Origin of the sequence: Polaromonas sp. (assembly GCF_029945685.1) — a bacterium.
Lineage (GTDB): Bacteria > Pseudomonadota > Gammaproteobacteria > Burkholderiales > Burkholderiaceae_C > Polaromonas.
Map to the genome: position 1 here is coordinate 383,781 of NZ_JAQSDA010000027.1, position 13,758 is coordinate 397,538.

At 65.4% G+C, this 13,758-nt stretch carries 11 protein-coding genes; 4 read left to right on the top strand and 7 right to left on the bottom strand.

Annotated features, from left to right (window positions below; genetic code table 11):
• Positions 1-51: 51 nt before the first annotated feature.
• Complete coding sequence (locus PSV26_RS20280; protein WP_300573519.1) at positions 52-984, bottom strand: LysR family transcriptional regulator; 933 nt, start codon at positions 982-984, stop codon at positions 52-54.
• 72 nt (positions 985-1,056) lie between these two features.
• Between PSV26_RS20280 and PSV26_RS20285 the strand changes: the two genes are divergently transcribed.
• The 3 genes from PSV26_RS20285 (at position 1,057) to PSV26_RS20295 (ending at position 5,566) form a co-directional block, all read left to right on the top strand.
• Positions 1,057-2,622: an FAD binding domain-containing protein gene (locus PSV26_RS20285; protein ID WP_300573521.1), complete on the top strand. Its 1,566-nt coding sequence runs from the start codon at positions 1,057-1,059 to the stop codon at positions 2,620-2,622.
• A complete protein-coding gene (xdhB, locus tag PSV26_RS20290; RefSeq protein ID WP_300573524.1) occupies positions 2,619-5,003 on the top strand; it encodes a xanthine dehydrogenase molybdopterin binding subunit in 2,385 nt (794 codons plus the stop codon). The genes PSV26_RS20285 and xdhB overlap by 4 nt, the downstream gene beginning before the upstream one ends.
• A gap of 230 nt (positions 5,004-5,233) precedes the next feature.
• Positions 5,234-5,566 carry a BON domain-containing protein gene (locus PSV26_RS20295; protein WP_300573527.1) on the top strand — a complete coding sequence of 111 codons (333 nt, stop codon included), beginning with the start codon at positions 5,234-5,236 and terminating at the stop codon, positions 5,564-5,566.
• Here PSV26_RS20295 and PSV26_RS20300 read toward each other — a convergent pair.
• From PSV26_RS20300 to PSV26_RS20325, 6 genes are all read right to left on the bottom strand, one after another.
• Entirely contained in the window at positions 5,549-6,556 is a 1,008-nt protein-coding gene (locus PSV26_RS20300) for an FAD:protein FMN transferase (protein ID WP_300573530.1), read from the bottom strand. The genes PSV26_RS20295 and PSV26_RS20300 overlap by 18 nt on opposite strands.
• Complete coding sequence (locus tag PSV26_RS20305) at positions 6,537-8,744, bottom strand: PepSY domain-containing protein (protein WP_300573533.1); 2,208 nt, start codon at positions 8,742-8,744, stop codon at positions 6,537-6,539. Before PSV26_RS20305 ends, PSV26_RS20300 begins: the two co-directional genes overlap by 20 nt.
• A gap of 10 nt (positions 8,745-8,754) precedes the next feature.
• Positions 8,755-9,231 carry a DUF2271 domain-containing protein gene (locus PSV26_RS20310; RefSeq protein ID WP_300513407.1) on the bottom strand — a complete coding sequence of 159 codons (477 nt, stop codon included), beginning with the start codon at positions 9,229-9,231 and terminating at the stop codon, positions 8,755-8,757.
• 25 nt (positions 9,232-9,256) lie between these two features.
• Complete coding sequence (locus PSV26_RS20315) at positions 9,257-9,670, bottom strand: PepSY domain-containing protein (protein WP_300573536.1); 414 nt, start codon at positions 9,668-9,670, stop codon at positions 9,257-9,259.
• Positions 9,671-10,352: 682 nt separating this feature from the next.
• Entirely contained in the window at positions 10,353-11,519 is a 1,167-nt protein-coding gene (locus PSV26_RS20320) for a mandelate racemase/muconate lactonizing enzyme family protein (RefSeq protein ID WP_300573539.1), read from the bottom strand.
• A gap of 114 nt (positions 11,520-11,633) precedes the next feature.
• Positions 11,634-12,542, bottom strand: coding sequence for a LysR family transcriptional regulator (locus tag PSV26_RS20325; RefSeq protein WP_300573542.1), 909 nt, complete (start codon positions 12,540-12,542; stop codon positions 11,634-11,636).
• Positions 12,543-12,966: 424 nt separating this feature from the next.
• Between PSV26_RS20325 and PSV26_RS20330 the strand changes: the two genes are divergently transcribed.
• Entirely contained in the window at positions 12,967-13,365 is a 399-nt protein-coding gene (locus PSV26_RS20330) for a group III truncated hemoglobin (protein WP_300573544.1), read from the top strand.
• Positions 13,366-13,758 lie beyond the last annotated feature (393 nt).

A 13,758-nucleotide genomic window follows, 5' to 3' on the forward strand; every position in this document is an offset into this window, starting at 1 on the left:
GTTTTTATATATGTTTTAAGGCTCTAGCCCTTGTGCATCATGCGCAAACAGCTATTCTTTTCGTAGCGCCGATGCCACCGTCTTGACCCGGTCACGCAGCCATTTGGCCGACGCCGACGCATGGGTGCGCTCATGCCAGAGCTGGTAATACATCATGCGGGGGAAGTCTACCGGGCACGGCAGGATTTTCAGCGGCAAGGTGGCCGTGTAACGCTCGCAGTACTGGCGGCCGGTGGTCAGCACCAGCAGGCTGGACGCCACCATGGCCGGGATCAGGCCGAAGTGCGGGCAGCGCACCGTGATGTTGCGCTGCAGGCCCAGCTTGTCCAGGTGTTCGTCGATCACCCCCTTGGCGCCCGGGTGCGTGGGCGTGGGCGCCACATGTTCGGCGGCCAGCCAGCTGGCGCTGTCCCAGCCGCGGCGGGCCGCCGGGTGGTCTTGGGCCACCAGGCACACCACCTCGTCACCGAACAGGCGCGCCATGTGCAGGTCATCCGGCGGCGCGGGCCAGTTGCCGACCACGATGTCGACCTCGCCCTGCGCCAGCCGCGTGCGGTAGTCCGACGCGCCCGACAGCGGATGAATGTCCACATGGCACAGCGGCGCCGTGTTCTTGATCTGCGCCACGAGCTGCGGCAAAAACAGCGGGTCCATGTAGTCGCTGCAGGCCAGGCTGAAGGTGCTGGTGGCGGTGGCCGGGTCGAAGCCGCGTGCATCGCTGAACAGCACCTCGGCCGCCCGGAGAATGCGCGCCGACGGGTCGATCATGCGCAGGCCGGCGTCGGTGGGCACCATGCCCGCGCCCGAACGCACCAGCAGCGGGTCCCCCGCCAGCTCGCGCAGGCGCTTGAGCGCGGCGCTGACGGCGGGCTGGTACATTCCCAGGCGGATGGCGGCGCGTGAAACACTGCGTTCGGTCAGCACGGTATTCAAGACCCTTATGAGATGGAGGTCTATCTTGTCGAATAAGGCCTGGTCTTTCATACCTTTTTGTGCATCGGCTTGATACGGCGATGGGTATACCCGCGTCGCGCGATTGGGTTTACCCTAGTAATTATGGACATTCAATCGCCTCTTAAAACCATTCAGTTCATCCGGGGGGGCGAAGTGGTCGCGCTCGCCAATGTACCACCCAGCCGCACGCTGCTGGAGGTGCTGCGCGAGGACCTGGGCTGCACCGGCACCAAGGAAGGCTGCGGCGAAGGCGACTGCGGCGCCTGCACGGTGGTGGTCGGCGAGGCCGAAGGCGGACGCATCCGTTACCGGGCGGTCAACAGCTGCATCAAGCTGGCGCATTCGATCGATGGACAGGCGCTGTGGACCGTTGAGGACCTGGCCGCCGACGACGGCACGCTGCATCCGGCGCAGGAGGCCATGGTGCAGTGTCATGGCAGCCAGTGCGGCTTCTGCACCCCCGGTTTTGTCATGAGCCTGTTTGGCATGTACCAGAACCATGTCAGCAAAGGCCAGACCATCACGCGCGAGCTGGCGCAGCAGGAGCTGTCGGGCAACCTGTGCCGCTGTACCGGCTACCGGCCTATTCTGGACGCTGCGCAGCAGATGGCGACGCTCCCGGCCGTGCCGGTGGACGTCACCTTGCTATCAAAACTGGAGCTGCTTGCTCAGACCCGGCAAGGGCTGGGGGCCGATTCGGCTTATAACGCGCCGCAGACGCTTGCTGGACTGCTGGCCGCCCGCGCCGCCTACCCCGAGGCCCAACTCGTGGCCGGTTGCACCGACGTCGGCCTCTGGGTGACCAAGATGCACATGCAGTTCGGCCAGGTGCTGGACGTCACGCGGGTGACAGAACTGCGGCGCGTCGAGCACTACGCGCACCACATCGCGATAGGCGCGGCCGTCACGCTCAGCGACGCCTTCGCCGCGCTGGTGACCGATCGGCCGCAGCTGCAGGCCTTTGCCCATCGTTTTGCCGGCCTGCCCGTACGCAACGCCGGCACCCTGGGCGGCAACGTGGCCAACGGTTCGCCGATTGGCGACTCGATGCCGCTGCTGATTGCGCTGGGCGCGAATGTCGTGCTGATGAGTGTGCGCGGCCACCGCGAGCTGCCGCTGGAGCAGCTCTACACCGGCTACCGCAAGAATGTGATGGCCAAAGACGAGGTGCTGGCCTGGGTCAAGGTGCCCAAGCCTGGCAGCCCTCACCCTAACCCTCTCCCAGAGGGAGAGGGAAAAACACCAAACGCTCCGACCCCCTCGCCCCACCGGGGAGAGGGCCGGGGTGAGGGGCAGGAGTTGTTGCGCGTCTACAAGATTTCCAAGCGCTACGACGACGATATCTCGGCCGTCTGCCTAGCCCTGAACCTGCAGATCGAGGACGGCAAGGTGCTGAAAGCCTCTATCGGCGCGGGCGGCGTGGCGGCCACGCCCGTGCGCGCGGCGCGCACCGAAGCCGCGCTCGCCGGCCAGCCCTGGTCACAGGCAACCGTGCGGCGCGCCATCACCACACTGCGCGCCGAGTTTTCGCCGATCTCCGACATGCGCGCCTCGGGCGCCTACCGCAGCGAGGTGCTGGGCAACCTGCTGCAGCGCTTCTGGCTGGAGAGCCAGGGTTTGCAGCAGATCAATCTGGAGTCTTTTGTCCTGGTGGAGGAATCCGCATGAACGCCCGGGAAAAGAACCACAACGAAGGCCCGGTCAGCCGCGCCGACAACCCGGCCACGCCGGTTGCCCCTGTGCCGCCCGTGGCCGCCCCCGCCGCATCGAACAAGCCCGCGCGCGGCGCTGCCGGCAAGTCGCACAAACACGAAAGCGCCCGCGCGCAGGTGGCCGGTGCCGCCACCTATGTGGACGACATCCTGGAAGCGCGCGGCACCCTGTACGCGGCGCCCATTCTCTCGACCATCGCCCACGGCCGGCTGCTGGGCGTGGATGCCGCCGCCGCGCTGGCCATGCCCGGCGTGCGCGGTATCGTGCTGGCTAGCGACGTGCCCGGCGACCCGCTGCTGGCTACTTTTGTGCATGACGAGCCGGTGTTTGCCACCGATACCGTCGAGCACATCGGCCAGGTGATCGGACTGGTGGTCGCCGGATCGGTCATGCAGGCGCGCCGCGCTGCACGCAAGGTCACCCTGGCCATCGAGGAACTGCCGGCCATCCTGGACGTACGCGATGCGCTGAAAGCCGAAAACTACGTGTTGCCACCGGTGTTCGTCCAGCGCGGCGACGCGGCGCAGGCGCTGGCCTCGGCCCCGCACACCTTGAGCGGCCAGCTCGAGGTGGGCGGCCAGGAACACTTCTACCTCGAAGGGCAGATCGCCTACGTCGTGCCGCAGGAGCAGAACCAGTGGCTGGTGTATTCCAGCACCCAGCACCCGGGGGAGGTGCAGCACTGGGTGTCGCACGCGCTGGGCATCCACAACCATGCGGTGCGTGTCGAATGCCGGCGCATGGGCGGCGGCTTCGGCGGCAAGGAAACGCAGGCCGGCCACCTGGCGGTGTGGGCCGCGGTGGCTGCGAACAAATTAAAATGCCCCATCAAGCTGCGGCTGGACCGCGACGACGACTTCATGGTCACCGGCAAGCGCCACCCGTTTGCCTACGACTACACGGTGGGGTTCGATGACAGCGGGCGCCTGCACGGCCTGAAACTTTTGATGGCCGCCAACTGCGGCTTCAGCGCCGACCTGAGCGGCCCGGTCGCGGACCGCGCGATTTTTCACACCGACAACGCCTACTTTCTGGAAGACGTGGAGATTGCGTCCTACCGATGCAAGACCAACACCCAGAGCCACACCGCGTTTCGCGGCTTCGGCGGTCCGCAGGGCGTGGTGCTGATCGAAACCATCCTCGGCGACATCGCCCGGCACCTGGGCCTGGACCCGCTGGATGTGCGCAAGCGCAACCTGTACGGCGTCGACGGGCGCAATGTCACCCACTACCAGATGAAGGTCGAAGACAACATCCTCGACCCAATGCTATCAAAACTGGAGCTGTCTGCGCAATACCGGAGCCGGCGCAAGGCCATTTCGGCATGGAACGCGAAGAGCCCGGTGATCAAGCGCGGCATCGCGATCACGCCGGTGAAGTTCGGCATCTCGTTCACCGCCACCCTGTTCAACCAGGCCGGCGCGCTGGTGCATGTGTACACCGACGGCAGCGTGCAGGTGAATCACGGCGGCACCGAGATGGGCCAGGGTCTGAACACCAAGGTGGCGCAAATTGTTGCCGACGAACTCGGCGTGGCCTTTGACGACGTGCTGGCCACCGCCAGCGACACCAGCAAGATACCGAACGCCTCGGCCACCGCCGCCTCGGCCGGCACCGACCTGAACGCGCGCGCCGCCCAGTACGCCGCGCGCAACGTACGCGACAACCTGGCGCAGTTTGTGGCCGGGCTGGACGGCTGCGGCGCCGGCGCCGTGTCTTTTGCCGGCGGCAAGATCAGCTCGCCCAAAGGCAGCCGTCCCTTCCCGGAAGTGGTGCGCCTGGCCTACGCCAACCGCATCCAGCTGTGGAGCGACGGTTTTTACCGCACACCCAAAATCCACTACGACAAAACCACGCTGACCGGCCGGCCGTTTTATTACTTTGCCTACGGTGCGGCCTGCAGCGAGGTCGCCATCGACACCCTGACCGGCGAAAGCCGCGTGCTCAAGGTCGACATCCTGCACGACGTGGGCACCAGCATCAATCCGGCCATCGACATCGGCCAGATCGAGGGCGGCTTTGTGCAGGGCATGGGCTGGCTGACGACAGAGCAGCTGGTGTGGAACAACAAGGGCCACCTGAGCACGCACGCGCCCAGCACCTACAAGATCCCGGCGACCGGCGACATCCCCGAACACTTCAAGGTGGACTTCTGGCCCGAGCCGAACCGGGAGGACAACGTCTTCGGCAGCAAGGCCGTCGGTGAGCCGCCCTTCATGCTGGCGATCAGCGTGCTGGAAGCGCTGAAGGAGGCCGTCGCGGCGGCAAGGCCGGGTGCGGTGAATTTGGAAGCACCGGCGACGGCCGAACATGTGCTGCGGGCACTCCAGGGCTAGGACAATCAGGAGTTTGCGAGTTGTAGGTCGATGACGCAAAGATTTGGCTCAAACGCCACCGAACGCGCATCCTGTTCAGCTCAGGTTCAGCCGCACGCCTGCAACATGGCCCCAAGGTTCAGGACAGACCACCGGGCCTCAACCCCTTGAACCTTTCCCACCGAGCAAAGCCGTAGAGAAAAGCCGCAGAGCAAAGCGCTTTTCTTGCCCACATCCCGCGAAAGAATTCCATGAAATCCATCAACCAGGTCTTCCTGTTGACCGCCTGCTGCACGATGCTGCTGACCGCATGCAACAAGGCGGAGAACCCGGGCGCGACACTGACTCCGGCTGCCAGCGCAGTTGCCAATGTTTCAGACGCCGACATCACCATCCATGTCAAATCCGCACTGAACAAGGAACCCGGTCTGGCGGGGCTGGACATCGCAGTCGTCACCACCAAGGGCGACGTTCGGCTCACGGGTGTCGTGTCAAGCCAGGCGCAGATCGATACCGCCATCAGCGCCGCACGGGCCGCCCAGGGCGCCCACACCATCCACGATGAGTTAACCGTCAAGCAGTGAATACAGCCCCGCGATCCGGTCACCCTGCCTGCCAAACCGACCCAGCCCCACCTCCACCAGACCTTCGGGACGGCGAAGCAGGAACAACACATCCATCCCCATGCGCTGTGCCATGGCCAGACCTTCGTCGGGGCCTGCCACCAGCAAGGCCGTGGCCCAGGCGTCCGCTTGCATGCAGGTACGCGCCAGCACGGTGACCGATGCCACGGCGTTGTTCACAGGCGCACAGCGGCGCGCGTCCATGGTGTGCGCGAGGCGCGCATCGCCCACCTCCAGATAACGCCGGTAGTCGCCCGAGGTGGCCACGGCCAGATCTTCCAGCTCGATGACCCCGTGCACCGCGCGGTGTCCCGCCTCGGGGCGTTCGAGCGCCACCGCCCAGGGCACGCCGCTGGCCTGGGCTCCCACGGCGCGCAGCTCACCATCCAGCGCTGCGAGCGCATGCCGCACACCGTGCTGTAGCAGCACGGTGGCCATGCGGTCCACCGCGTAGCCCTTGGCGATGCCGCACAGGTCGAGCTGCAAGGGCGCACGCTTGCGGGCGCGGCCTGCGGGCCTGTCCAGCTCCAGGCACCCGTGCGCAGTGAGGGGGGTGGACTGGCTTGCGGCGCGGATCGCCTGCGCGTCGGGTGCATCGCGCACCGCGCCAAACCCCCAGGCATCAACCAGTGCCCCAACGCACGGATCGAATGCACCCGCGCTCAGGCGGCGGACGTCGAGCGCACAGTCCAGTACCTCCAGTATTTCAGCGGGCAGGTCCACCCAGTCGTCCACGGGCGCGCGGTTCAGGCGCATGAGGTCGCTGTCCGGTTTCCAGGGCGACATCTGCTCGTCCACCTGCTCCACCGCAGCGGCGAGGTCCTGGTGCAAGGCCTCCAGGTCCATGGTGTGGTCGGCGTCGATACTGGCCGACCAGCGTGTGCCCATGGTCGGGCCGTGCAGGGTGGTCCGCTTGCAGGCCGTGGCGGGCTCAGAAGACATCTTCGGCATAACGCTCCTTTGCTTTCAGCGTCGATACATTCAACTGCAGGGGTGCCAGCACCACGTCCAGCGTCTCGGCCACGCCATGCGCCATGGCGCGGCTTCCGCAAACGCGCACGATGGCGCCCTGTGCCACCAGGCCGCGCACGCGCTCGGCGTCGCGGCGCAGGGCATCCTGCACATAGCCGCCGCCGTCGGGCACGCGGGAGAAAGCCGTCTGCAGCGTTGTCAGGCGCCCTTCGCCGAGCCAGCGCTGGATGTCGGGGCCGAAGTAAAAATCCAGCGCCGGGTCTCGTCCTCCAAAGTACAGGTGCATCGGGGTCCGTCTGTCGTTGCGGCGGATGAAGCCGGCCAGCGGCGCCACGCCTGTGCCCGACCCGATCAGCAGCACAGGCCGCCGCGTTCGCGACAGTGCAAAGCCGGGGTTGGGCCGGATAAAGGCGGTGATGCTATCCCCCTTCTGCAGGCCCAGCAAGTGCGTGGAGCACAGGCCGCCAGGCATTTGACGCACGCAGATTTCCAGAAACCCGTCTTCCCACCCCGACGCCAGCGAGTAGTAGCGCGGCACGGCCGAACCCGGCGGCACGATGCCCACGAGATCGCCTGCTGCAAACCGCGCCAGACCGTGCCCGCGCAGGCGTGCGCCCGGGCCCTGTGCAGGCCACGCAAAGCGCAGGATCGCCGTGGCCTGCCCGGTCGCACCGGGGTAGTCCTGGCGCGCCAAAAGCGTGAGCGCCGCAGTGGGTGGCACGCGCGGCACATGCTCCAGCACCAGGGGTTCGCCCAGCGCCTGTGCCAGGGCAAGGCCCCAGCGCGCGAACTGCTGGCCCGATTGCTGGTGGATGCACTCGAGCGGCAGCAGTGCGGGGCAGCCCTGCGCGCGCAGCGTCTGGTCCAACACCTCGGCAAAGGCGCAGAAGGCCGGAAACTGCCGGTCGCCAAAGCCCAGCACCGTCACCGGCACAGCGCTGGCGTTGAGCCTGGCGATGCGCTCCAGGGCGTGGCTGGCGTGAGCCGGGGCCTGGCCTTCACCATAGGTTGCTGCAAGCACAAACACCTGCCGCGTGGCGGCCGTGGTTCGAAAATTTTCCAGCGCGCTGGTGTGAACGCGGTGGCCGCCCTGGCTCAGCGCGTCTTGCAGCGTTTGGGCAAAACCCCAGGTACTGCCGCCTTCGCTGGCAACGAAGATGAGCACGTCGGCCTGTGCCAGCGGGGTGTTGCCCGTGATGTGTGGTGCCTGGCGGCGTGCTTGCCACCAGATGACAAGGCCCGACAGCCAGAACAGCAGCACGCTGGCGCCCACGAGCCCGAGCACCACGGCCCAGGGCCAGGCCGCTTCGCCCGTGTGCAGCACCACGGCGAGGTCGTAAACACGCTGCGCAGAGGTGGCGTCCTGCCAGGCCAGCATTTGCCCCGAGTACCTGTCGATCCAGCCTTGACCCTGGGCGGTGGCGACCTTCCAGGTATCCTCCGGGTCGGTGGCGCCGGGGAAATTCAGCTTGCGCAAATCCTGCACAGCAAGGCTTTGCAGCGTGGCGAGCTGTGCGCCGGGCAAGGCTGGCTTGCCGGTGACCACCGAGAGCACTTCAGGCTCGATCCTGGTGTCCAGTGCCACGAGGCCCAGGGTCGATGCGCTCATGGTCAGCGCCGTGATCGATGTCAGGCACAGGACTGCGAGTACCACACGGCCCGCGACCACATGGATGCGTTGCGCCATCGAGCCACGCACCCGCGCCGCCAGCCGCCGCCAGCCGCCCATGCGCCGCAGCAGCAGCACCAGCGCAGAAACGCACACCAGGCCCATGGCCAGCGCAATGCCCGCTGCACCCCAGCGCCCGGCGTCGCCGAGCAGCAGTGAGCGGTGCAGGTTCTTCACCCAGCGCGGCAGCGCCGAGGCTTGCCACGCACCCAGCACCCGGCCATCGGCCGGGTCCACGTAAGACGCCTGCGGCTGGTCGCCGGCAAAGCTGAACACCACGATGGCACCCGAGGGCAGGTGGCGAATTTCTTCCGCGCCCGGGACGGTGCGCGTCACGCGCTCCACCAGCGTGGCCACGGCCAGATCGCCCGGTGCGGCGGAAGCCTGCCAGGCCTGCTGCACCGGATCGATCGCCAGGATGGCGCCGGTGACGCCCAGCACCACGGCCAGGGTGCCAACGGTCAGGCCCAGCCAGCGGTGAATGGCTTTCCAGCTCATGCGAGACCCTTCATTGGAGCTGGAAGGTCACCGACTGGATGTACTGCTTGCCGGCCTGCGGCTTGCCGGCGTTGGCTTTGGACAGCGGTACGCGGACCTCCGACGGGCTGTCGCGCATGTTTTCTGCTGCGGCGTCGATGCGGATTTCATAGCCCGCGTCAATCAGTGCATCCGCCAGATCGGCCGTGACCTTGAGTGTGCGCCCCGCGCCCACGCTGGCACCGGTGACGCCGTCCAGCCGCTTGGCGTCACCGGCCGAGAGGCGACTCCAGTCAGACAGGTGCTTGTGGTACTTCGCCTTGCCGCCGGCCACCCACAGCGTGCGCACATAGGCGCCTTTCGCATCGGTCAGGTACGCCGCCAGGTAGGCACCGTCGCCACCGTAGTTCTTGAGCTGGGCGGTCAGCGTGAGTGGGCGGCTGTGTGCCAGTGCGGGAAGCGCCAGCGCGCAGGCGGTGGCCAAAATAGTCAAAAGAGGTTTGGACATGGTGATGCTCCTGTGGGATTGGCGATTACTGGATCTGGCCGCGCGGCGCGCTGCCAGGGGTCAACAAAGGGGATGGCGCGGAGGCGCCGTCCGGTTGCGGCGGTCGTGCCTGCTGCGCGGCACCCTCGTCACCACGATCGCGTTCCCGGGAACGTTGGTGGTCGTCTTGCTTCATCTTCAACACTTTCAGGGTTTCCGGGTCGATCTTGGCTTTGAAGGTGCGTCCCTGGGCATCCGTGCCGCGAACTTCATAGCAGCCGTCGTCGATCTTCAGCCGCTGGATCTGCCAGCCCTGTGCGGCCGCCATTTGCCGCACAGCCTCGCGCGTCTGCCAGCGATTGAGCGGTGCATCACAATCGTCACCGGCCCATGCGGGCAGGACGGCCAGGCCCACTGACAAAACCAGCAAGCCATGGCGCAAAGGGGCGGGGTATTTCATGGGAGTGTCCTTTAAAACGGGTTGGGGAAGCGCTGAATAAGTCCTGGCGGATGCGCGGCAGCCGGATCGGGATGCAAGGCGGATTTCGCAGCCAATAGCTGGCTATTGGCAAGAAATTCAACGCCGCAGACCGCCCGAGCCCGGCTGATCGCACGCCGCAGGGGACTTGTTCAGCGCTTCCGTGGAACATGATGAACGGTTTGCGGTGCCGAAAATGCCAGGGCTGGTGCCCGACAGCCAAATTCCAGCTGCAACTTTGATACGCATCATGGTTCTGCTTTCCTGTTCAATGGGATTGTGGAGAAAACACCCTGTATGCATGCTGAATGGCGCATTCATCTTCTGTTCATCGCCCAAAAGGCAAAACACGGGCCTGTGGTCTCGTGCAGCAGGGCTGGCCCCGTCGCTGCCTTGTTCTGTCTGGCTTGGGAATGTAGTGCCCCGATGGGTCCGGCCAACCAGGGCTTGTTCACACCGTGAATACAGGTGCAAACGCGGTGAACACAGCGCCAATCAAGGCGTGCGACGACACCCGGACCGGGCGTCCGGGCTGGGAGTGCACCGAAGAGTAGCGTTGGTGAAACCGGCTATGCTGATACTGCCCGACTCGGCGCGCCCAGTCTGTTCATCTCCGTACGCGGCAGCCCGCTTTGGGGTCTGAGTCGGAGGAGGCCGCGACGAGTCAGGCCGCCAGCTCTTTCATCACCGCGTACAGGTCCGCCTTGCCCTCGAAACCAATGCCCGGCAGCTCGGGCAGGGTGACGTAACCGTCCACCACTTTGACACCGTCGGGAAAACCGCCGTAAGGCTGGAACAGGTCCGGGTAAGACTCGTTGCCGCCCAGGCCCAGTCCCGCTGCGATGGCCAGGGACATCTGGTGGCCGCCGTGCGGAATGCAGCGCGTGGGTGACCAGCCGTGGTCCCTGACCATGTCCAGCGTGCGCAGGTATTCGACCAGGCCGTAACTCAGCGCGCAGTCGAACTGCAGCCAGTCGCGGTCCGGCCGCATGCCGCCGTAACGGATCAGGTTGCGTGCGTCCTGCATGGAAAACAGGTTCTCGCCGGTCGCCATCGGCCCCGCGTAATGCGGCGCCAGTTCGGCCTGCAGCGCGTAGTCCAGCGGATCACCGGCTTCCTCGTACCAGAAGAGGCTGTACTGCGACAGCGCCTTGGCGTATTCCACGGCGGTCTTCAGGTCGAAACGGCCATTGGCATCGACCGCGAGCTGCTGGCCAGGGGCCAGCATGCCCAGCACCGCCTCGATACGCCGGCAGTCGTCGGCCAGGGACGCGCCGCCTATCTTCATCTTGACCACCGAGTAGCCGCGGTCCAGATAGCTGCGCATTTCAGCCATCAGCTTGGCGTCGTCTTTGCCCGGGTAGTAATAGCCGCCGGCGGCGTAAACGAACACCTTGCGATTCGGCGTGCCGGTGCCGTAGCGTTCGGCGAGCAGCTGGTACAGCGGCTTGCCCGCTATCTTGGCCACCGCATCCCAGACCGCCATGTCGATGGTGCCGACAGCCACCGAGCGCTCGCCGTGGCCGCCGGGTTTTTCATTGGTCATCATGGCGGCCCAGACCTTGTGCGCATCCAGGTTGTTGCCGCTGGCGTCGATCAGGCTCTCGGGCGCGGCTTCGAGGATGCGCGGCGCAAAACGTTCACGGATCAACCCGCCCTGGCCGTAACGGCCGTTGGAATTGAAGCCGTAGCCGATCACCGGCTTGCCGTCACGGATCACGTCGGTGACCACTGCCACCAGGCTTAGCGTCATTTTCGAGAAGTCGATGTAGGCGTTGCGGATGTCGGATTTGATGGGCTGGGTGATTTCACGGATGTTGGTGATCTTCATGGGTCTGCTTCACGGGTTGGTATTGATGGGATGTCATTGGCGCCGCCTGCCCCGGCGCCCAATGCCGATATTCTCCAGCGGCAGACAAGTTCTGGTGCCAGGTGGCTAAAACGATCAATGGCTATTCTCGCGGAACAGCGCTTCGATCACGCCGCGCAGCCAGCGATTGCCCGGGTCTGCCTCGAAACGTTTGCTCCAGTGCAGCGACACCGTGAAATCGCGCAGCGGAAACGGCGGCTCGATGACGGTGTAGCCGCCGCCGGCCGCGAAAATGTTGGCGATATTGCGCGGCATCACCACCGCCAGATCGGTGGCCCGGACGATGGACGGCAGCACCATGAAGTGTTCCGTCGTCAGCCGCAGGCGCTCTTCGAGCTGCAGCATCTGCAGGATGCGCAAGGTATCGGAGTGGGTACGCACCGCCACAAACTCCAGCTGCCGCAGGGCATCGAGCAGCGCCTGCCCGCTGCGCCGGCGTCGGGCGAAAGGGTGGCCTTCGCGCAGCAGCACGATGTAGCGGTCCTTGAGCAGTTGCACGCGCTGCGTGTCTTTCACCGTCGGCAAGAAGCCAAAGGCAAAGTCGATGCGCCCGTTGTCCAGCGCCGGAGCGATCTCGTTGCTGGGGCGGGGCGAGGTTTCAATGCGCACCCCCGGTGCCAGATCGCGCAGCGCCGCCATCAGCTCTGGCAGGAAGCGGCCTTCGCCAATGTCGCTCATGTGAATGCGAAACACCTTGTGCGACAGCAGCGGTTCAAACAGCGCCGACTCATTGAGCGCCTGCTCCAGCGTCGCCAGCGCGCTGCGCACCGCGTCCGCCAGGCGGTCGGCCTTGGGCGTGGGCTGCACGCCACCGCCGGCACGCACAAACAGCGGGTCCTTGATCAAGAGCCGCAGCCGCGTCAGGCCCTGGCTGGCGGCCGGCTGTGTCAGGTCCATCAGCTCGGCCGCGCGGCTGACGTTGCGCGTGCGGTAGACCGCGTCAAACAGGCGCAGCAAATTCAGGTCGATGTCTTTGATATGCATTGAGTGAATACCAGTTAGTCTTGTTATTTTATTGATGGATAGTCGTATAGGACCCATCCAGGGCTTTTCACGACAAATAGAGCCCGGAGGCAGCCTTGGAGGTTTCATTCGGCAAGGACATCGCGCCCCGCGCACGGTCGGTGCGAGCCATTCGGCGGCAGGGGCATCCCCGCGATCACCAGGACGCTGCGCCAGTCCGGCGTGCCTTATGGTGGATGGGTACCAGGCGCGCCGTTGTCGCACCCGCTCGACATCCATGGCCTTTTTCTTTCACGCTACACGGTGGCTTTTGGGGGATCCAGAAAAGGCCGTCGCAGGGCCGCGCAGTTCACGGCCTGCTTCTTTAAGATATATATATAATAGATCTTAAAACGATCTACCCCTGCGCCTGTCGACCGACAGCCGACCATCAAGGATCCTCCGTATGCCCGCAGCCGATCTCTGTACCGATGATGAAGTCTCGGAACTGGTGCGCACGTTCTACGAGAACGTCCGCAAGGACAACTTGCTGGGCCCGATATTCCAGCGTCATGTGGCGAATTGGGATGAGCACCTGCCAAAAATGGTGGATTTCTGGTCTTCTGCCCTGCGCGGAACTGCCCGCTTTCGCGGCGCCCCCATGCCCAAACATGCCGCCCTGCCCGGACTCAGCGCGGCGCTGTTCCGGCACTGGCTCACGCTGTTCCGGCGAACCACGGACGGCCTGCCAAACCGGGCCATGGCAGAGCGCGCCAACGACCTGGCAACACGCATCGCCCAGAGTCTGTGGTACGGCTACCAGATGAGCCATGATGCAAACACACCGGCACGGGAAAACCTGTGAGTCCCTTGCTCATCATTGACGAACCGGCTCACCTGCCGGCGGCTGCATCCTTCTGGCAGGCCGGCTTCGTGCGTGGTTCCCGCATGCTCTGTCTCGCGGGCGCTGATGCTGCCGGCCGTCGTCCTTCGACTGTTCGCCCGGACGACGGAGCGCCGTTCCCTGTGGCTGCTTCAACGGCTCGCGCGGGCATCGGCAGGTTTTTTCACCTTGTCTGTCTGGCGTTTTTATCCCATGATGCGTGGGCAGCATCCCGACAGCGAAAACGTCAGAGCAGCAGAACCGGCGGCCTCGCCCGCAAAGGAATCATGATGAAAATTACCCTACCAGCCCCCCGCACCGGTCTGGCTTGCGCAGGGCGCGCAGGCCAGCCCCGCAGATCGGGCGTCTGCAGAA